Here is a 20,220-nt window from a genome sequence, read left to right on the forward strand (position 1 = left end):
CCCCCGTGCACAGATCTAACGTGCCTGAATGCCTACATGAGTGGAATCGGGCAACTTTGATCCTGCATACACATCTGTAAAGGTGTTGTGACGAAAGTGAGAAATGCCGTTAAGGATTGTGAGCGAGTTTAGCCTTCTGAAACATGGCCGTTTCTCTCTCTCCACCGCATGGGGTGTCCTATGCTTTTGCGTCATCAAGGAACAACCGCTGCCGCATGTGCTACCGGGAACGACTACGTCACCGTAGCTTGATGCCATGACAAACTTGTATGCGGCATAACATCGACGAGAGAAGGCATGGCTGAGAACGAGAGACATCCATATTCTTCGAGGATCCCGCTGTCCAAGGCTCAATTCCATGAGTTACAAATCGATTCGAACGGGGACCACGCCATATCGTCACTCGTCGAACGCTACGCGCAGATACTCCAAAATGCTACTGAAACGGCCATCATCACCATGGACAGCCACGGTATCGTTACGGGTTGGAGTGACGGCGCTCAGCACGTGCTGGGATGGTCAGAAGTCGAGATGGTGGGTGAGCCGCTGAACCGAATATTTCCATTGGAAAGCGGCAGTGAAAATCACCTAACGAATGAAATTGCAGACGCGCTTCAGACGGGCAGGGGTGGGTCGGAAGGATGGCGTATTCACAAAAGCGGTCGACGACTGTGGGCGATTGGTGAAACAAAGCCGCTGGTCAATGATCGCCAAGAGGTAATTGGATTATTAAAGATACTGCGGGATCGTACAGCGGAACATGAAATTCAGTTAAGGCTACGAGAGCAAACGAAGGCACTAGAAATCCTCAATCACACTGGCTCGACTCTCGCGAGGGAAAACAACCTCGATGCAATCGTACAGGCTGTTACAGATGCTGGAGTTGCCTTAAGTGGCGCGGAGTTCGGCGCCTTTTTCTACAACGTCATTGATGATGCGGGCGAGCGTTACATGCTCTACGCCCTCTCAGGTGCTTCGCGAGAGGCCTTCGCTAAGTTTCCCATGCCGCGCAACTCTCCGCTGTTCGCGATTACGTTCAATGGCGAAGGTATCGTTCGCTCCGATGACATCATGTTAGACCCGCGCTACGGGAAAAATGCCCCATATCACGGCATGCCCGAAGGGCATCTCCCCGTGCGAAGCTATCTTGCGGTCCCCGTAGTTTCACGCTCGGGCGAAGTGCTTGGAGGCCTATTCTTCGGTCATTCGAAGGAGGCCATGTTTACTGACCGGTCAGAACAAAATCTAGATGGGCTTGCTGGTGAAGCGGCTATCGCCATCGACAACGTGCGCTTGTTCCATGCATTTCAGATCGAGATTGAAGAGCGTCGACGTGCCGAAGGCATGTTGCGCGAACTCAATGCAAATTTGGAAAGAGAGGTGCAAGAGCGTACCGAGTCCCTTCGTCAAGCACAGAAAATGGAGGCCGTGGGACAGCTGACGGGAGGCATTGCCCACGATTTCAATAATCTTCTGCAGATCATTGTTGGAAATCTCGAGCTCCTCACCCGTGATCTACCGGAGGAGCCGGCACGTTTGCGGCGTGCCGTCGCGTATGCGATGGCGGGTGCAGATCGAGCGACGACATTGACCAAACGTTTGCTGGCATTTGCGCGTCGCCAACCACTAAACCCTAAGCCCATTGATGTGAATACTCTCGTCAAAGGTGTCTCGGAAATGATCCATCGCATATTGGGTGAAACCATTGATGTCGAAACCGTACTGGGTGCCGGACTTTGGAAAGCAGAGGCCGATACTAACGAGCTAGAAACCGCGTTGCTCAACTTAGCGGTGAATGCGCGTGACGCGATGCCTTCCGGTGGCAGACTTACGATTGAAACGTTCAACGCACACCTCGATGAAGGTTATGCCAGTCAGCATGCGGAAGTGGTTGCAGGCCAGTACATCGTTATAAGCATGACCGATACAGGTTTGGGGATGGGTCCGGACACCCTTTCCCGCGTCTTTGAGCCATTCTTCACGACGAAGGCTGAAGGAAAAGGGACGGGTCTTGGACTCAGCCAAGTCTACGGATTCGTCAAACAATCCAACGGGCACGTAAAGATTTACTCCGAGCTCGGGCAAGGAACGACCGTTAAAATCTATTTGCCTCGTCTTGAGGTTGACCTCGCCAGCGACGCAACACAGAGCTGCAATGTTGTACCGGAAGCCATCGTGGGCGAGACAATTCTCGTCATTGAAGACGATCCTGCTGTCCGCGCCTACTCCGTTACGGCGTTGTGCGGTCTGGGTTATCGCGTGTTTGAGGCTGCCGATGGCCCTTCAGCTATCGCGATACTTTCGAATCAAAAAGTCGATCTCATTTTTACGGATGTGGTACTCCCCGGAGGCATGACGGGTGCGGATATCGCGAGAGAGGCGGCAACCATCCAGGCGGGTGTAAAGGTCCTCTTCACCACTGGGTATTCAAGAAACGCGATTGTTCATCAAGGAAGATTGGATCGAGGGGTGAAACTCTTAACCAAACCATTTCGATACGATGACTTAGCTGCAAAAGTAAGGGATGCCCTCGACGAGAACAGATAGACCGCATTGGGAGTTCGTAGGGCAACAGCGGAGTTTCCAGCAGCTGCTCAGCCAGCAGCGCTTGCTGGCGCCTAGGCTGTCACCAACGTGGCGCCTACTGCTATCGAAATAGGTGTTCCGTCATCCGGGACGTTCTGCGAAAAAAAACCGTCGGCGCACCGACCCGGTGTGAGTGAGTACGCCAGATGATCGACAAGGGGCTGAGCGAGCGGCGATCATGGGCATGAGCGCGAGCGCGTATCACCAGCCGACAGCTTGTGCGTGCCGCCATCTAGCCGAGAACCCGCGATGAAACTAAGCTCAAAATTTCACTTTGTACGGGTTCCTAAAACGACAAGTGACGCCGCGTTTTCAGCAAGTTGAATAAAGGTTGAATGCCAAAAATCCGGGCTTGAAATTGCGATTCGGATGCATAAAATCTTCCCCGCTGGGCGCTACGGGTCCAGCTTGCCGCGACCGCCCGCGGCGCGGCGAATAGTCCTTTTCCATGTTGCTCTTAGGAGAATGTGGCCATGCGCACTGTTCTTGATTTTTCACCGCTGCACCGTTCAAGCATAGGTTTTGAACGTATTTTCGGTTTGCTCGAAGCGGCCCAGACACAGCCGTCTGACAATTGGCCGCCCTTCGACACCATGAAGCTTTCCGACGATCGCTATCGCATCAGCATGGCGGTGGCCGGCTTTAAGCGTGACGAGATCGAAATCTCCATGCAGGAAAACCTGCTCGTCATTCGCGGTGAACGCAAAAACGACGTCGAAGGCGAATACCTGCACCGCGGCATTGCCTACCGTCCGTTCATCCGTCGTTTTGAACTGGCCGAACACGTCCACGTCACGGATGCTCATCTCGCCGACGGTTTGCTGAGCATCAGCCTCAAGCGTGAACTGCCCGAGTCGATGAAGCCACGCCGGATCGAGATCAACACCGGCGACGCGGTAGTGGCGAAAGTTCGGCAGATCGAGCAGCAGGTCGCTGCTTAATCCCCATCCCGTTCCGTTTCACATGACGTAACGCGGTTTTGGTATGCGCCTTTTTTTGCCTGCGCGCACCCCCTGTCGCGTCGCGCAGGCCTTTTTAAGGCACCAGGATGAAGGCCGATCGTGTTCGATAGGCAGTTTTCTGGAGGATTTTTCCATGAATGGCAAAATGATCCGCAGTTCCGAATGGCCCAGCCAGTCCATGGCACTGGATCCTGTCAAGCAACTGTTTGATCGCGTGTTTGAAGGAGGTTTTTTTCAGAACAACTCCTCCGACGATTCTTCGGTGGTCACCAGCCAATGGACGCCACGTGTCGATATCAAGGAGGAGCCGCAGCGCTTCATTCTCTACGCGGATATTCCTGGCGTCGAACCCGATGCGATCGAAGTGCAGATGGACAGGGGCATGCTCACCATCAAAGGTGAGCGCAAAACTGAGTACGAGGAAGGGAACAAGCAATTCAGCCGTATCGAACGGCGCTACGGTGCCTTCCATCGACGCTTCGCGCTACCCGACAGCGCCGATCCGGATGGCATCACGGCAACGGGGCGCAACGGTGTGCTGCAGATCATCATCCCCAAGCGTCCCGAAACCACCCCGCGCCGCATCCGGGTAGGCAAGAAGGGCGCGGATGAACACTGATGCGCTGGACATTTGCTAAGCCACCTTGACGGATGGGCGCATCCATACCGCGCCCATCTCCGTCCTCCCTCCACGAGAGGTCGGAGGCAGCTAGTAGTGGTGCAGGACGCCAAAAAAGCGCGGGATATTTTCAGTGTCTTCGTTTGTCACCTTTGTTAACGACGTACTACCATGCCAGAGCAAATACTTCTTCCATCCGAATGGCCTGATCGCATGAGGCCGCACGACCCTGTCAAACAACTCTTTGACCGGGTATTCGAGAGACATCCGCGTCAGGATGTTTCACCGAATGACGCCACCGTTGTTGCCCGCCAGTGGGTTCCTCTTGTGGACATCAAGGAAGAGCCACATCGCTTCATTTTCTACGTGGATGCCCCCGGCATCGACCTCAAGACCGTTGACGTGCACATGGAGCGGGGCGTGCTTACCATCAAGGGCGAGCGCAAGACCGAATCCCAGGAAAGTCGTGATTCCTTCATGCGTATCGAACGCCGGCACGGTACCTTTCACCGGCGCTTCGCGCTGCCTAGCAGCGCCGATCCACACAACATGACGGTCACGGCTCACCATGGCATTTTGTATGTCATCGTTCGCAAGCGTCCGCCCAGCGCGTCTCGTCAAATCAGGATGGACGAGGTCGGCACCCATGCCTATGGCCGCAGTGAAGGTGACCCGATAAAACCGCTCTGGCGGCCCGCGTAAAGTTGCTGCTTGGCATCTGAAACGTCTTGACGCGTTCTGATCACGAAGGTTCAGGTAGCAAGGTGTGTGTGACGCTGTCATTTCAAGCTTGACAGGAGCAACCTGTGGCGGGCACAACCACTAACAGTCCGGCCGCTCTAATAACTCTGCATTCCGGACACCGACTTCACGCCGCACGCCGATGAGCGCGACCTGACCGTTCACCTTTGGAACGACAAAGTCATGCGTCACTACTTCTGCAATGCCTGCGGCAGCTCGACGTACGGTGCCGTTACTGGTGAGTACGGCAAGGATCGTTACCGAGGCAACCTCGGTTGCGTGGAAGGTCTCAACGCGCTTGCGCTCGACAACACGATCGTCGATGGCGGGGCGTTGCCGCTCGCCGATGCGCCTTGAATCTTCTGGCTGCGTACCTGGAATTCTGATGTCTGCATTCTTCGACCCAGAGAAGGCCCTCCTTGCTGGAGGAAGTCTTAGAGAAACGACATGTCATGGTGAAAGCAGCGATTAGAATTGCTCATTCCAATTGTCATCACGTTATTGGCGTATTTTTCTTAGCTACCAATTTGGCACAAAAACCGTCGTGGATGGCCCAACCGTCGCAGTTTGGCCAACGTCGCTGCTGCTAGCTGTTGCTGACGATGCGCGCCGAGGCCATCGATGCCGATGATCTACGCCCAATCGTTACTGCTTAATATTGCTTGATACATGTTCGCGCGCGTACGGCATGGATGCCCCAGCTGGCCGCTTGCCATCCGTGGCAACGGCTGTTGTTCGATCAATAGTCGTAAGTGGCGCTCAAGCGCACGTAGCGAGGCTGTTGGCGAACCACTGCCGCCCCATATAAAGGATCGGGCGTGCCTGGCGAAATCTGGAAATACGGATAGGCGTTCAGGACGGTCTGCGAGTTGAACAAATTAAAGACGTTCAGCGAGAACGCCAATTTGCCAACCGAAACCGGAGGTGCGTAAGTGATACCCACGTCCACCTGTTTGTTCCACGGCAAGCGATACGTGCCAGGTGGTGAGGGCAGTCCACCGCACCAGTGGTAAAAGCTACCGTAGCCATCGGGGTCGGTTTGGTTGGGGCCGTAATAGCCCAGGCAATTGCGCGGATTGCCTGACACGATCTGAAGGTTGCCCGAGACCAGCCACTGCGGCGTGATTTGGTAATAGCCGAATACTTTGAGCTGATGCGTGTGATCGTTGCTTTGCGCGCCGTTGCTGGACGACATCAGTTCCGGGAAGTCCCAGTCGATGCTGGTTGACGCGGCGGTCTGTTGAATATCCGAGCGCAACTGTCCTTCTGTATCGCCGTAACTGCGCGAGAAGACGTAGTCGATCTTGCCGTACCACTTTCCATCGAACGGATGCTCGAGGAACGTTTCTAGCCCGTAGTACTTGCGCTTCATCGCTGGAAAGCCGAATTCTGCATTCGTGAGTTGCACGCTACGATAGGCGCCGCTGGCGTCGATCACCGTAAACGTGTTAACCCGGCCGGGATTGATCAAATAGCAACTATTGGTGGCATTGACGACATAGCCAAGTTCGGAAGCCTTGTTCTCGATCGCCTGCACATCGCAATAGTCATCGATATCGTTACGAAGAATACGTCGCGTGAATTTAGCGCCGTATACCCATTGGTTATCGATGGCTCTGGTAAAGCCAAGAATAAACTCGTCTTGATATTCCGACTTCAGGTTTTGCGCCGTGACGGTTTTAGGATCCGGCAATACACCGTAGGTATTGTTGGGCGAGACGGCGTTGGAAAGGGCGGTCAAACCTGTGGGCGTACCGTCGGCAGCGATGCCACCGTAAGTAAAGTACTGCTGGGTGGCCACGTATGCACCGGCAGCATTGAGTGCGGGATTGAGCGGCATGCCCAGGTAGTAGCGCCCCGCGTTGCCGAATACCTTGAAGCTAGCATCGCCGTTGACATCCCAGCTAAAACCCAGCCGCGGCGCCCACTGCGGTTTGGTTTGGGACACATAGGCTTGTGAGTCCGCGTTGTAATCGGTGAATTGGTCGTTGCGTAAACCTAACGACACGACCCAGCGATCGCTGACCTGCCACTTGTCCTCAATGTATTGCGCGCGTTGCGCAGAGCGCACGCTGGCGATCGAGCTGTTGATGTACTGAATGGCGTAGTAGCCCGATGCGCCATGGGGATAGTTAGCCGGTGCGCCGACACCCAGGTTGGGAATCAGCGCGATATTGGGCGTGGTGGTGTAGGCGTAATCCCAGTAGTAGCCTGGACCGGACGTCTGGCTACCTTGATCGATGGCTCGGGCATTTTGGTTATCGATGCCGAGCGAAAGCGTGTGCTGACCGAGCTGGTACGTCAGATCGATGCGCAGATTGTTGCTTTGATCATGACGGTTAGGGTTGTAGAGCGACTGTGTCACCTGGCTATTGCCGATCGGTGTTCCGCCGTTCAACGCTGGATTTTGGTTCTGAATGCCCGACACGTAGGTCAAGTTGCCGTTGTAGCCGCCGGGCGAGTCGTAATTGTCGGTTCTCATCTTGCCGTACGTCGCCGTCAACGTGAGATTGTCGGTGATGTAGCTGGTGAATTTGGCGGTGTAGAGGCTGCCACCGGTTTTGATCGTGTCCGCTTCGTTGATGAACTCTCCACGCTGTTGTGTGTTGTAGTTGTAGTCGTAGATGTTCCCTTGTGTTTCCTCACGGTTCGACGCGCCTGTCAACTCCAGGATGTTGCTGTCGGTGATGTTCCAGTCCAGCTTGCCGTACCACTTGGGCAGGCTATCGTGAAAACGCTGATACGTTTGCGTGCTACCGCCGTAGCTCTGGCTGGTCGCGACGGGATTGACGGTGTCACCGGCTTGCGTGGAAGTTTCCGCAGCGAGAAACAGAAACAGTTTGTCCTTGATAAGCGGACCGCCCACGTAGGCATCGTAAGTGCGTGTCCATTGCCGGTCTTTGCTATTGAGATCGTACAGATTGCCTGCGATGGGCGAGGGCGGCAGGCCGTTTGTGTAATACGTATTGGTGCGGTCGGACCGTGCAAAATCGGGCTCCCAAAGCACCTGGGCGCCAAAATGCCAATCGTTCGTGCCGCGCTTGCCCACCATGTTGATGACGCCGCCGTCGGATCGGCCGTATTGGGCGCTGTAGCCGCCTGTATAAATTTCCTGCTGTTCAATGGCGCCGTACGGCAAGGTGATACCGCCGAGTCCACGCTGCGGCTCGGTCGTGTTGAATCCGTTGATGTAATACGCATTTTCACTGGCGGCCGAACCGCCGAAACTGACCAGCGATTGCCCCGTAGGGCCGCTGTATCCGCCACTGTTGTTCACGACACCTGGCGCAAGTTGCGCGATGGCCTCCGCCGAACGAAAGAGTGGCAGTGCGGCGAGTTGTTTGGCGGTGACGACAGTGCGCGAGTCCACGCTCGTCACGTCGATCGGGGGCGCCGTATTCTCGTTGACGTGGATGGCGCTAAGGGTCGTGGTTGTTACAGGAGCAAACGACACTTCTGTCCCGGCGCCGACCTTCAGCGAGACGTTGTTGCGCGTATCCACGACAGCGCCGTGGCGGATCAGCGAAACGGTATACGTGCCGAGCGGTAGCTGCGTAGCGACGAAGCGCCCGTGACTGTCCACGGAAACGATACGCGAAACACCCGTGTTGCTCTTGATCTGGATGGTTGAGCCTTGCGCGTCGGACACATCGCCGAAAATACTGCCGGTAGTCGATTGCGCGAGCGCCAGCGGACTGGTAAACGCCGAGCCGGCAGCTAGGGCCGCTGCAAGGCGCTTCAGTGTAGGGGAGATCTTTTTCAAAGGTGCACTCTCTATTTTGTGGATTGACGTCAGGTCGGTACGCTTCTGTGCGTGACACGGAGAGGGGGAGTCCGTGTCAGCCTACGTTCCGGCGCAATCGGTAGATTTATCGAGCGGGACCGCACATCCCGACACCATGCGTCCCCTGATGTGCAAGGCACACCGACGCAAATGGACGTCTATATGGTTACCCGCATTACAGCGAAAATGCTGCATGTGCGTGATGAGCGTTTGCGCTGTCGGTATGAGCATTGGTGATAAGCGAGGACTATCGCAATGCGCAGCATGCCCGTCTCGCCAGCGAGCAGGCGAGTGAGAAAAATAGAGTTACGCGGAACGCATGAAGCGTCCCGCGCAGATGATGTCGCTAAGAGCGAGCGGTTAGACGAGCAACGGGCGCTTTCCGCTAGGTTCGGTGCGCGGCAAGGTCAATTGCGTTGCCAATGCGTCAGCCGCGCCGCGAATCTCAGGCATGGCGGTGCATTCCCAAAGGTTCCCGCGAAGCAACGATCCGATGGCGTAGAGGCCGCACTGTATCTCGCCTGTGGCGTTGATCAATCGTCCATCAGGCGCGGCCAACACGCCGAGCTGTAGCGGGTCCGCGACGGCATGACCCTCTTGCAAAAGTCCCGAGAGCAGCGAGTGCTCGGCGAACGCCACGGCGGTGTCCAAGCCAGTGGCCTGTACGACGATGTCCGACTCAAGCTTGGTCACGATCTGATGAGCGCGAGAACGCACCGTAACGCTAAGAGGGCCTTTGCCATCCACGTCAAGTACGCGAGCGGCGTGGACCTGAAGTCGCCCCTCGTCGCGCAGCTGCTGAATAATGTCGGCCGATTGCGGCGCAAGGCGATGACGCGAGGATTCCCACACCCATCGTGCGTGCCGCAGAAACTGTTTGCGGTGACGCGGCGTGAAGGCTTGCCAAAGTTTGGCGTTAATCGGACGCATGCCATCGATCACGCTGCGCCAGTCGGTGTCCTGGTACTCACGGAATGCGCGGCGGATTTCGGTAAGCATGGCCGCAGGTCCGTCGCACGCCAGCAGTCTCGAATTCAATTCCGTCTGCCGGGGAAACGGATCGATGGGAAGCGTCGGGTGCACGAACGGCAGCAAGCCGTGTCGAGAAACGGCGATCAGCTCGCAATCCGGCCAGCGAATGGATGCGGAGATCAACGTGTCGATCGCGGTCAACCCCGTGCCGATCACGATGAGCCGGCGCGGATGATTAGCGCGGGCGTCGAGGCTCCACGGGTCCACGACATACGCGCCGCTGGCAAGCGCGGCTTTGGAAATCGTGCGCAACGGACGCGGCAGCAGTGCGCCAAGCGCCAAGACAACACGCTCCGCCGTGACTTTTTCGCCGTCATCGAGTGCGATCTCATAACCGTCGCCAGAAGGTTTGATGCTTGAAGCGATGGACGGTCTGATGGCAAAGCGCCGATCGTCATGTTTCGCACGATGAATGCGTTTGGCCAGTTGCGAATCGATGTATTGACCAAACAGCTGGCGAGGAAGAAAGTCGGTCGGCTTGGAGCCGGGGCGACATCGCGCGCTGTATCCAACGAAATCCTCGTCTGCATCGAGATACAGGCCCATGCCAGCAGCGCGCACATTCAGTAGGTGATGATTGTGGGGCGTGCTGTAGGCAACACCTAGCCCCTTGGAGGGCGAACGGCCTGTTATCCAGTGTACGGACTCTGACGTTTTACGCGAAAGCAACGCGCCAAACAGCGACGCTCCCGCCGCACCGCCGCCGATGATTGCAATGTCTGACATGGTGAAGGACCTTTTTGCGGAGTACGGAAAGTGGGAAAGTCGTACTTACGTGGTCGGTACATCTTCGCGCACCGCTTGATGCAGTTTGGAAAACCATTGTCCTTGGTCGTCCACAAAACTGCGATAGCGATTCAACTCGCCACCATACACATGCAGCGAAAGCGCTTGGCGATGTTTGGAAAGATTGCGGCACCGATGTGCATAATCAGCGCGCGAAAATGCGACGTGATCGCCGACACCTACGATCAGACGGTGATCGCGCACCAAGTGAATAGGGAGAGTCGCGCAAAGTTGGAACGATTCCACTTCCAGCGCGCCGTCGAGCACAAATTCCATGCCCCACAGGCCGTCGTGGTCGTGGATGGGTGTCGCATAGCCAGGTGGCCATGTGATCAACAGCGCTTCATAGTTGCGCGCTTTGCCGACACCTAACGGTATTCGCCGATACGATGGCGCCGTCGACGGTGAGGAAAGCGTGGCTGCGTGCGGACAGCCGCTCCATGTCGCGACGTGCGAAAGTGCGGCGACAATGTCGCTCACGGCAACGTTCTCGCGCTGATCCACGTGCGCGTCGATCGTCGTCAGAACACGTTCGCGCCACGTGTCGATAGAAATTGCGAGTGCGTCGTACATCGATGACCCCAGGTGTTGGCGTACTCGGGATCAAGCGAACCACATGGATCGTTAAAACGTCGCTAGAACACGCCAACTAAATGGCACGTCGTTATGCCATTAAGAACATACACGCGCGAATTGGCGTTGATGCAGCCAAAATAATGGCCCAAAAAGCAACTGATATAAATTTCATCTCACGAAATAGGATTTTCGAATAAGTACTAAAAGCGCCGAGCCAACGTAAAGTTTTGTGCGGTGGTTTGTTAGAAAACGGTGTAAGTGCGAACGCAGGTGGACGTGTAGCCTTTGCCAATCGTGAATCGCGATGCAGTGCCGTTAAGGAAACATGCCCGTTTGATCAGCACGGCGCTACTCGGACCAGATGTGCGACGTAAGAACTTTATTTTCGCGCGGAGATCGATCTTGGGGCGAGTCAGGATAGAACTTTAAGACCGCGGATCACTCTGCGACAACGCATAATCAATCAGTTGCTGCATTTCCACGCTACAACTTTGTTTTCTATTTACACATGCCGTCTCAACGGAAGATGGCAAATGCGTAGGCCAAACAGGCTCCGAGGGAAAAACGCGTTGCGATCAGACGCATCCTCGACCAACGCTCGCGCCGAGGAAAGACCGCTCGCCATGATCCACTAAGACACCGAACAAGTTCCAAGTTCACGGCCGAGCGGCTAGCCGAGCTGACGCCATCAACAGCAGCATCCAAATGACCATATAGAGTAGAAAAGGCGAGAAGACCGAATACGCAAAAACGGCTTATTCAGACGGTAATCCAAACTCCCAAAGATGCCAGATGCGAACGGCACCTGGTTTTCCACCGGCGGTATACAGCCACTGTCGCTCATGTGTACTTAGTGCACCTATTTGCGCAGGGATACCTGATGTCATAAGGCAACTACCTTGCTGCTGCGTGGTTAGAAGCGCCGCTTCTTTTTTCAGCTTGGTATCTAACGTTGACAGGGACCGATGGGGCTCCCTTTGATACGCGAGCATGACGCCATCCTGCATTGCCCAGGCATAATCGCCGCGAATAAAGCGAGCCATGCCATCCGCGGTGTAATGCGATAGCTGTTTTTTCGCCGAGACGATTTTGGTCTCAGCGAAAATACCCACGTAACGTCGGGCCTGAATCAGTGGCGGGTTGGCGAGCCGAATTACCAAGTCCGGTTGCTTGTTGATATTTTCGGCATTGTAGTTAGACAAATTCTCACCACGGCCCACGTTTTCAAAAACGTCGGCGGTGAATCCGTCCACTGGGCTCTGGGATTTCAGCCAGTAGAGCAAAATCTCACAGAGCGCATCCGTATATCGATCTTCTTCGGGATTGCCTGGCTTAGATGGCGCTAAATGCTTCTGTGGTTCCGCACAGATCAGTTCCCATGCCTGATAAAGGGCCTTGCCGACCACAGCTAGGATGTTCGAGGAAAGGACTAGAGGAAAACCTGTGTCCTTCGATATAAGTTTGGCCGGACTTCCGTGTGCACCGATCATGAAGCACGCGCGCTCCTGCGGTCTCGATTGAGTATGGGGTCGTTACGCTTGATGAGGTCGAGTGCAAGTGTTCGTGCTGCAGTAGACGTCCAATAACGACGCTGATTGAGGACACCTAAATAGGCAGCGTTCTCACTATGGAACTCCACCAGCGAGCAATCCATGGCGTCGGCCATATTGATTGCACCTAGAAGGTCGGAGACCGGTGGCGCTGCATCACTCGAAGCCCCTCCAATGCGAACGAACCGCCAAGGCGATAACGGACTCTGCGGATATGCAGTAACTTCAAGCGTGTCGCCACTTAAATCAAAAGGTTTCAAGATTTTGGTCAATGTCTCACGATACCGCGTTACTTCCGCCTCCTTGGGCGGCGCCTCGGCAGCACGCTTGACGCGCGTGAACGGCAACGCGGTTGCGAGCCTATCTTCAACGAGTGTGACATCCGCCGTCGTCAGGTCATAAATGGCATTCGTGATTTCATTCACTGCCGACATCACTACATTGCCCTCCTTGACCATTTTAAGAAGGGTAGCAATACCTTTCCGATGGACTTCGGGCAATGACTCTAATGGTGCGATAGGAAACTGCTCCACGTCGGATTTCTGCATCGCTGCGCGTTCGCAACCAAAAATACTGCTGGTCATGAGCGCGTAGTAAAGAAACAGTTTGCTATTGAGCAACGCCCATAGATAGGTGGCCATCAAGTGCGGCTCAGCAATCTGTGAACAGCTGTAGCCGATGTACGATTCGCGGTAGGCCACTCTTTTCAAGGCGAGCATTGCCACGGGTGCGTTTGGAAGTGTACTTGGCGATTTACGCAGCAATACTAACGGTGCGTCGTAGATCTCCGATTCGCGCGCTCGGTGCACCCGATCGTGCTCGAAAGGTGGAAGATCCTTTACAGGGACGATAGGCCAGACGGCTTGACGAGGATCAGGCATCATCGGCAGCCCTTTGAGAAAGCCAGCGTCCTCGTTTTCGCTACTTGTTTGATAACCATGCCCATGATGAATCCCTACACGATCAGCGTAGGCTTTAAGAGTAGGACGGAGCGTTTCAGATGGATCCAGTACGCGCTGCGTATTGCGCTGAATTTTTTCTAACAAGGCAACGTCCAGGCCGTTGCCTTTGGCAAGTGTTTTGAAAAGATGTGGCACCTGTTCAACCATTGAGGCATCCGATGCCCACGCATCTTTGCTATCAATTCGGAGACGCCCTTCATCGTTTAAGGCGCGATCGACTACGGGAGTCACGGCATAGAAGCGGCTTTCATCGCTCGCCGCCTGGTTCCTCGCGAAAAGCAAGCAGAAGTGCGCGTCATGGTTGGGCCAAACCGACGACCCGCGCAGCTCCATGCCGTTGACCACATACGTCACATCAAGCCCACGAAAAACTGTCTTTCGCGCTGCCAGACCCAAGTGACTGGTCTTGATTAGCAATCGCGCATGTAGGGCGAAGGCGAGAACCCCACCGGGTTTCGCCCAGCGGGTGGCCTGCCATACGAAGGGAAGATCTGGCACACCATCTGGATTGCTTACCGGTTGCATGCCGCGCTCAGTCATGGCGGCTTGCGCCACTTGCTCGAACGCCTTTTGTAGGGGTTTGTCGGACACGGAGGTCCATGGAGGATTTCCCAGCACCACGTCGAATTTTCCGTTCAACGCATGAGCGGCAGGATGGCTCAAGCTTCCGAGTTTCAGTCCGCTATCTTCATCGATCCAATCTTCCGTGCCGAGTAGCACGCGCCCCTGAAGCTCTTTGAACTTCAGATGACGTAACTGATTCACTTGGGGGTCCAACTCTAGGGCCGTCAAATACAATGCCAACGCACTGAGTTGCCTCGCAGCAGGGTTGATGTCCATGCCGACCAGTTGGGTGTTCAAGATATGTCGGATGACTTTCGTCGTCGGTTGTTTACCCGTGGCACGCCAGCGCCCTTGCACGAGACGACGCAAAGCAGCTAGTAGAAACACGCCGCCACCTGCTGCTGGATCCAAAATGCGTGCAAGATGCGCATTCTCACCAAGCATTGCCAGCGCGTGATCGACTACATACTCTGCTAAGTGGCGTGGTGTGTAATAGACGCTTTGTTGTTTTGCGCTGTCGGAATCGAAACGATGGACGTACGCTTCATAGACTTGGCTCAGCAAACCTACGGGAATATAGGCGAAATGCAGATCAGCCCAGGAAAACTGGGTCTGATATGCGCCATCACCCACCGGCTTGTCGCCTCGAATGATTGCGCTCAGATCATCGAGTGCAGACGTACCGTTGGGACGCAGCAAGCAATTGAAATACGCTTGTGCTCCATGCTCTGGCAACGGCAACAAATCTCCGTTGAAGGTGTCATCGAGCCATTGTGAACTCGCAGATGCGTACGCGGGTGTCGCCATGCAATCGACGAACCGGGGGACGCCGGGCATTGGATTGATATCGGGAAGGATGCCTCGGTCATGAAGGAATCGAAGAAATAGTGCCCGGCCAACGAGCGCTAAGGCTTCTTTGCTACTCACACGGCGCAGTTTGATCAGCTCTTCGGTGACCGCGTTCAAGAGCTCAAGCATTAGGGTATGCGTGCTAACGCCATCCGCACGGTGTGGAACATCCCCTAATGCGAGTTTGGCCAGCAATCCCGGGTGAAGCTCAGCCTCTTCGAGCAAGGGCTCAGCGTCCTCACCGCGCGCTTGACCTAAGGCATAGATCTGCACGACACCCGGTCGAAGCAATGCGACATAAGGTGCATCCGAGCGAAGCGCGAGTTTTTCCATATCACGGCGCCATGCCATGGGATCATGTGTCGGGTCATGTCGCATGTCCCACACGTATAGCAATGGCTGCCCGTCACGCAACACGACTGCGTCGGGCGCTGGCTCCTGTCGCGCGCGCGCTTGGACGAGACCCAGAAAATCCAAATGCTCAGGTGCAAGGGAACGCTTGCCTAATGAAAGCGCCACGACATCGTCCGAGCCTGTTCCCAGGGCACTCGCGAGACTTCGTTGCGTCAAAGTACGCGGCAACATCAATGCACCTCCTTACTAAAAGGAGTAGAGCACCTATTGGGGCCATGCGCGCTCGAAGGATCGACATACCAGTGATCGCGACGAATACTCATCCTGCCCTCCCGCGAGATACCTCCAGGGGTGGAAACACAATGTCCGGCTGCGAGGGCCGCGTTTCTTCCTCCGATAAACACACGCGAAGCTGATCAATCAGAGGCAGTAAAGGAATCATCACCCGCGCCCGTCCGGACCAGCGACGCTCCTCTTGCACATTAAGCAATTCAATTCCCTGACCATCGTAAATCATGACCTTATCGCCTAATCCAAACCAAGGCCCCTGGGCGCATACCCTAAAAAGCGCCTCGGCGTGAGGAGTGATATGGCGCACTTGAACTCCAAAGAGGTGCAATTGGGCCACTACTTTTAACGCCAGCAAGTCTCCGGGCGTGAAACAGGGCCCATACCCCCGCTTATCCTTCAACGGAGGGAGGGCGCGCCTCCAATGGCGAAAGGTCTCCTCTGAGATTCCGAGGGCCTCCTTGGCTTGAGCGGGCAGATAGCGCATGCGCTTAGTATAGTCACAAATCAATTCGTTATTAGCAACGAATTGATTTGTTGTGAACGACTAAAATTCGCACTCATCCATGACCCCGGACGCCGGTCAGCGCGACATAGAACATGGTCACGGAAACGGATTGCGACTAGTGCCGTTCTGGGTCGCCGAGCGCTATAACCTCTGCCAGCGATCCTTGAAAAAGAACATGGATAGTGGGGGAGTCTCCTGACGATTCTTCGCCGGCTAGTTCAGCAAGAGCCTGTGCGGAGGCAATCAAACGAGGTTGCTGCTCCAAAATCGCTCTGATCCAGTAACCTTCAGGTGGCACAGAAAGGTCGTGGGGTATTTGGGCCAGTCCTGTCCTGATGAGATCATCGGACATGTGTACCAACCAAAACGGACCACCGGTCTCTTCGAGCGAACTACCGTAGCGGGATACAAAATTTTGAGTTCGCTCATCAAAATGAGCTCGGCCAAAGCGCACAAAGTTGCGCAGATAGACATCAGTTGCATGGCTGAAAAAGCAGCCAATGCGAGGCGCACCGACGTCGCGTGAGAAGACCTCTTGAAAGGTTCCCGTACCTAGGCGAGCTTTGTCGCCTTCCGGTGTGCCATAAATCTCGTAAAAGCTAACCTTGCGCATCGTTGGTGCGTCGGTCATAGCGAACGGCCCTCTTGGTCTAGGTGGGCCAGATGACGGCAGACGGCCTGCCGTTCAAACTCCTGACCCACTTAGAAATGTTCGAGGGATGCGCCCCAACTTGTCTTGGGGCATTTGCTACCAAATGGCGATAGACCAATAAAAAACCCCGCGAATATCGCGGGGTTTTTCTTTTGCAGCTTTGGATGCCGGTTTACTTGAGCTTGGCGTCCGCGCGCAGGGCGTCGGCCTTGTCCGTCTTCTCCCAGGAGAACGCGGTGTAGGTCTTGCCATCCGGACCCTTCACTTCGTACGGGGTGCGGCCGAAGTGACCGTAGCTGGCCGTCTGCTGATACATCGGGTGGATCAGGTCGAGCATCTTGATGATGCCGTACGGACGCAGGTCGAAGTGCTTACGGATCAGCTTTTCGATCTTGTCGTCGCTGATCTTGCCGGTGCCGAAGGTGGTGACCGAGATCGAGGTCGGCTCAGCCACACCGATGGCGTAGCTCACCTGCACTTCGCAACGGTCGGCGATGCCGGCGGCCACGATGTTCTTGGCCACGTAGCGTGCGGCGTAGGCGGCCGAACGATCGACCTTCGACGGATCCTTGCCCGAGAACGCGCCGCCGCCGTGACGGGCCCAGCCGCCGTAGGTGTCGACGATGATCTTGCGGCCGGTGAGGCCGCAGTCGCCCACCGGGCCGCCGATCACGAACTTGCCGGTCGGGTTGATGTGGAATTTGGTGCCCTTGTGCAGCAGCTTGGTCGGCAAAACGGGCTTGAGGATGTGCTCGCGCACGGCCTCGACCAGGTCCTTCTGCTTCACGTCCGGATCGTGCTGGGTGGAGAGCACCACGGCGTCGATGGCCGTCGCCACGCCGTTTTCATAGCGCAGGGTGACCTGGCTCTTCGCGTCGGGGCGCAGCCACGGCAGCGGCGACTTCTTCGCCTTGCGGACCTTGGCCTGCTGTTCCACCAGGCGGTGCGAGTAGTAGATCGCCGCCGGCATGTAATCCTTGGTTTCGTTGGTGGCGTAGCCGAACATCAAGCCCTGGTCGCCAGCGCCCTGTTCTTCGGGCTTCTTGCGGTCCACGCCCTGGTTGATGTCCGGCGACTGCTTGCCGATCAGGTTCAGCACGCCGCAGGTCTCGCCGTCGAAACCGACGTCGCTGGAGTCGTAACCGATGTCCACGATCACCTTGCGGGTGAGCGCTTCCAGGTCGATCCAGGCGCTGGTGGTGATTTCGCCAGCGACGATCGCGACGCCAGTCTTCACCATGGTTTCGCAGGCCACGCGGGCGCGCTGATCTTGGGCCAGAATCGCGTCCAGCACCGCATCGGAAATTTGGTCGGCGACCTTGTCCGGATGGCCTTCGGAGACCGATTCGGAGGTGAAGAGGAAGTTGCTCGTCACGGCTTATATCCTTCTCTACGGATAAAGAGATGAAAGGGGGAAAACGCGAATGATACACGGACCCGGCCCGGGTTTCACCGCCCAGTCTGGCATACCTATGTGACGGGTGAGGCCGGGTTCAGGCTGCGCGACGCTTGAGGCCTCCAAATGGACGTCCAAACGCGTTGCCAGGGGAGGTGAGGCCGAATTGGACGGACTTCAATAGACGAGAGCAGTCGCTTGCACGAACGCAAAGAAAAACACCGCGTTCGGATCGTTGCGCACAGCCTGCAACTCGCTGCGCATGCCCTCCGCCGTGGTGGCGTCGGTCTTGCCAGCGGCGATCAGTTGCTCCGCGGCTGAAAGCAGCACGTCTTCCCAAAACTCGATCATCTGCTTACGCCGCCCCGGTTGGCGGTTGTCGAGATGGATGTTCATGACTTCCGTCCGCACATCGCGATAGCCGCCAGCCAGCAGCAAGTTGCCGAGCTTCGCGCCGATAAAAGGATCGCCGCCGGTGTCGTATTGATGATCGTTGAACGCCATCCAATAGCGCAGCAAGTTGGGCGAATAAGGGTCGAGGAAGAACGACGAATTCAGCACTTCAGTGACATACACGACGGCGCCGGGGCTCAATACTCGGCGCACTTCGCTGAGCACGCGCGCAGGACTTGGCATGTGTTCCAGCACCCAGCACAAATAAGCTGCATCGAAACTGCGATCGGGAAAAGGCAGATCCGTTGCGTCCGCTTGGCGCAGCGTGTAGCGCGATTCGCACCATGCCCTGGAAGAAAGATTGTGTTCGGCGGCAGCCAGTTGAATGGGCGAACGGTCGATGCCGGTTACATGCAAATCCGGAAAACGTCGAAGCAAAATCTCCGTCTGCGCACCGACGCCGCAGCCGACCTCAAGCAAACGGGTGACGCCGCTGTAATCGATATGGCTGAACAACGTGCCTTCGAACATGCGCGCTTGTCGGATCAGGCGCGATTGCTCCTCGTCGGAGAAGCCGTGAATGTATGGAAAGTCGCCTTTCGCGATATTGCTCATGGCAAATATCCATCAAAAATGAGGCGATGGAACGACGCACGCAGCGCTTCTACTTTACTCCACCGCCGGGATGCGCGCGAACGAAGGTCAGCACATCCTCCAGCGTTGGCGCATCGTCGCGGAGCGGGCGAGACAGCGCAAAAACCAGTGCGTTGTGGCTCACGCCGGGATATAGGCGCAAGGTGACTTCGTCATGGTGCGCTTGCAGTACGTGCGCGAGCGATATCGCGTTGGACGGCGCAACTTCACGGTCCGCTTCGCCCTGCAACAGAAGCATGGGCGGCTCCTTGTCGCTTACAAAGCGCACCGGTTGCGCGCGTGCTTGCGATGCGGCGTCGTGTCCAAAAGCGCCCAGCATGTCTTTTTCGTTGGCGGGAATCGGCATGAAATCGTAGCAACCCGCCAAGCCGATAAAGCCGGCCAGATTGTTCGGATGCAAGCCGTAAGGCGCGAGCCACGATGGGTCGGTCATCAGCAGTGCGCCGATTTGGCCGCCCGCGGAATGTCCCATCACAAAGATATCGTTCGCCGCGCCGCCAAGATCGTCGGCATGAGCGTGCGTCCACGCAACGGCTCGCGCAGCATCCTGCATAAAGCCGTCCATCGTGACTTGGGGATATTTACGGTAATCCGGAATTACCGCAACGATGCCTTCCGCAGCCAGCGCAGTACCTACGAAGCGATACCACGCGCGTTCGCCGTGTACCCAGCTTCCGCCGTAGAAGAACACCACAATCGGTGCATGTGTGGCGTGCGCGGGGCGATAGACATCCAGTTTCAACTGATGATCGGCATCGAACACGATGTTGTGTCGCGCTTCGATGCCTGCGCGGCGATCGGTTGCATTCAAGCCCGCAAACAAAGTCGTTTTGCAACCGCCAAGAAGCGCGGCGATACACAGCACTATGCCGATGAGAATCGGGCGTAGCCGTACGTTAGCGAGCAGAGGATGCATCATTGTCGATAGTCGGAAGCGGCTTGCCGATGATGCCTGCTTCGACGT

At 56.1% G+C, this 20,220-nt stretch carries 14 protein-coding genes; 5 read left to right on the forward strand and 9 right to left on the reverse strand.

Annotated elements, in window-relative coordinates:
• Nucleotides 1-297 precede the first annotated feature (297 nt).
• The 5 genes from L0U79_RS05880 (at nt 298) to L0U79_RS05900 (ending at nt 5,265) form a co-directional block, all read left to right on the forward strand.
• On the forward strand, nt 298-2,547 hold the full coding sequence (locus tag L0U79_RS05880; RefSeq protein ID WP_233840954.1) for an ATP-binding protein: 2,250 nt from the start codon (nt 298-300) through the stop codon (nt 2,545-2,547).
• A 512-nt stretch (nt 2,548-3,059) separates the two neighbouring features.
• Nucleotides 3,060-3,527 carry an Hsp20 family protein gene (locus tag L0U79_RS05885; protein ID WP_233843839.1) on the forward strand — a complete coding sequence of 156 codons (468 nt, stop codon included), beginning with the start codon at nt 3,060-3,062 and terminating at the stop codon, nt 3,525-3,527.
• A 154-nt stretch (nt 3,528-3,681) separates the two neighbouring features.
• Nucleotides 3,682-4,167, forward strand: a complete 486-nt coding sequence (locus L0U79_RS05890; RefSeq protein ID WP_233840955.1) for an Hsp20/alpha crystallin family protein — start codon at nt 3,682-3,684, stop codon at nt 4,165-4,167.
• A 213-nt stretch (nt 4,168-4,380) separates the two neighbouring features.
• Entirely contained in the window at nt 4,381-4,869 is a 489-nt protein-coding gene (locus L0U79_RS05895) for an Hsp20/alpha crystallin family protein (RefSeq protein WP_233840956.1), read from the forward strand.
• Between the two features lie 222 nt (nt 4,870-5,091).
• The gene (locus L0U79_RS05900) at nt 5,092-5,265 is read left to right on the forward strand and encodes a hypothetical protein (RefSeq protein WP_233840957.1); all 174 of its coding nucleotides are present in this window, start codon (nt 5,092-5,094) and stop codon (nt 5,263-5,265) included.
• A 382-nt stretch (nt 5,266-5,647) separates the two neighbouring features.
• On the opposite strand, the gene L0U79_RS05905 is transcribed toward L0U79_RS05900, so the two are convergent.
• The 9 genes from L0U79_RS05905 to L0U79_RS05945 form a co-directional block, all read right to left on the reverse strand.
• The gene (locus L0U79_RS05905) at nt 5,648-8,671 is read right to left on the reverse strand and encodes a TonB-dependent receptor (protein WP_233840958.1); all 3,024 of its coding nucleotides are present in this window, start codon (nt 8,669-8,671) and stop codon (nt 5,648-5,650) included.
• A 381-nt stretch (nt 8,672-9,052) separates the two neighbouring features.
• Nucleotides 9,053-10,450, reverse strand: coding sequence for an FAD/NAD(P)-binding protein (locus tag L0U79_RS05910; protein ID WP_233840959.1), 1,398 nt, complete (start codon nt 10,448-10,450; stop codon nt 9,053-9,055).
• 45 nt (nt 10,451-10,495) lie between these two features.
• Complete coding sequence (locus L0U79_RS05915; protein ID WP_233840960.1) at nt 10,496-11,083, reverse strand: cysteine dioxygenase family protein; 588 nt, start codon at nt 11,081-11,083, stop codon at nt 10,496-10,498.
• A gap of 758 nt (nt 11,084-11,841) precedes the next feature.
• Entirely contained in the window at nt 11,842-12,576 is a 735-nt protein-coding gene (locus L0U79_RS05920) for a hypothetical protein (RefSeq protein WP_233840961.1), read from the reverse strand.
• Nucleotides 12,573-15,596 carry an N-6 DNA methylase gene (locus tag L0U79_RS05925; protein ID WP_233840962.1) on the reverse strand — a complete coding sequence of 1,008 codons (3,024 nt, stop codon included), beginning with the start codon at nt 15,594-15,596 and terminating at the stop codon, nt 12,573-12,575. Before L0U79_RS05925 ends, L0U79_RS05920 begins: the two co-directional genes overlap by 4 nt.
• A 680-nt stretch (nt 15,597-16,276) precedes the next feature.
• Nucleotides 16,277-16,792: a hypothetical protein gene (locus L0U79_RS05930; protein WP_233840963.1), complete on the reverse strand. Its 516-nt coding sequence runs from the start codon at nt 16,790-16,792 to the stop codon at nt 16,277-16,279.
• A gap of 193 nt (nt 16,793-16,985) precedes the next feature.
• Nucleotides 16,986-18,188, reverse strand: a complete 1,203-nt coding sequence (gene metK, locus L0U79_RS05935) for a methionine adenosyltransferase (protein ID WP_233840964.1) — start codon at nt 18,186-18,188, stop codon at nt 16,986-16,988.
• A gap of 198 nt (nt 18,189-18,386) precedes the next feature.
• On the reverse strand, nt 18,387-19,217 hold the full coding sequence (locus tag L0U79_RS05940; RefSeq protein WP_233840965.1) for a class I SAM-dependent methyltransferase: 831 nt from the start codon (nt 19,215-19,217) through the stop codon (nt 18,387-18,389).
• Nucleotides 19,218-19,266: 49 nt separating this feature from the next.
• Complete coding sequence (locus L0U79_RS05945; RefSeq protein WP_233840966.1) at nt 19,267-20,175, reverse strand: alpha/beta hydrolase; 909 nt, start codon at nt 20,173-20,175, stop codon at nt 19,267-19,269.
• Nucleotides 20,176-20,220 lie beyond the last annotated feature (45 nt).

Origin of the sequence: Dyella sp. 2HG41-7 (assembly GCF_021390675.1) — a bacterium.
GTDB lineage: Bacteria > Pseudomonadota > Gammaproteobacteria > Xanthomonadales > Rhodanobacteraceae > Dyella_B.

Bases quoted from the DNA above. Each gene is read 5' to 3' on its own strand.
- L0U79_RS05880 (WP_233840954.1), top strand. From the start codon at position 298: ATGGCTGAGAACGAGAGACATCCATATTCTTCGAGGATCCCGCTGTCC.
- L0U79_RS05885 (WP_233843839.1), top strand. From the start codon at position 3,060: ATGCGCACTGTTCTTGATTTTTCACCGCTGCACCGTTCAAGCATAGGT.
- L0U79_RS05890 (WP_233840955.1), top strand. From the start codon at position 3,682: ATGAATGGCAAAATGATCCGCAGTTCCGAATGGCCCAGCCAGTCCATG.
- L0U79_RS05895 (WP_233840956.1), top strand. From the start codon at position 4,381: ATGAGGCCGCACGACCCTGTCAAACAACTCTTTGACCGGGTATTCGAG.
- L0U79_RS05900 (WP_233840957.1), top strand. From the start codon at position 5,092: ATGCGTCACTACTTCTGCAATGCCTGCGGCAGCTCGACGTACGGTGCC.
- L0U79_RS05910 (WP_233840959.1), bottom strand. From the start codon at position 10,450: ATGTCAGACATTGCAATCATCGGCGGCGGTGCGGCGGGAGCGTCGCTG.
- L0U79_RS05915 (WP_233840960.1), bottom strand. From the start codon at position 11,083: ATGTACGACGCACTCGCAATTTCTATCGACACGTGGCGCGAACGTGTT.
- L0U79_RS05920 (WP_233840961.1), bottom strand. From the start codon at position 12,576: ATGATCGGTGCACACGGAAGTCCGGCCAAACTTATATCGAAGGACACA.
- L0U79_RS05925 (WP_233840962.1), bottom strand. From the start codon at position 15,596: ATGTTGCCGCGTACTTTGACGCAACGAAGTCTCGCGAGTGCCCTGGGA.
- L0U79_RS05930 (WP_233840963.1), bottom strand. From the start codon at position 16,792: ATGACCGACGCACCAACGATGCGCAAGGTTAGCTTTTACGAGATTTAT.
- L0U79_RS05940 (WP_233840965.1), bottom strand. From the start codon at position 19,217: ATGAGCAATATCGCGAAAGGCGACTTTCCATACATTCACGGCTTCTCC.
- L0U79_RS05945 (WP_233840966.1), bottom strand. From the start codon at position 20,175: ATGATGCATCCTCTGCTCGCTAACGTACGGCTACGCCCGATTCTCATC.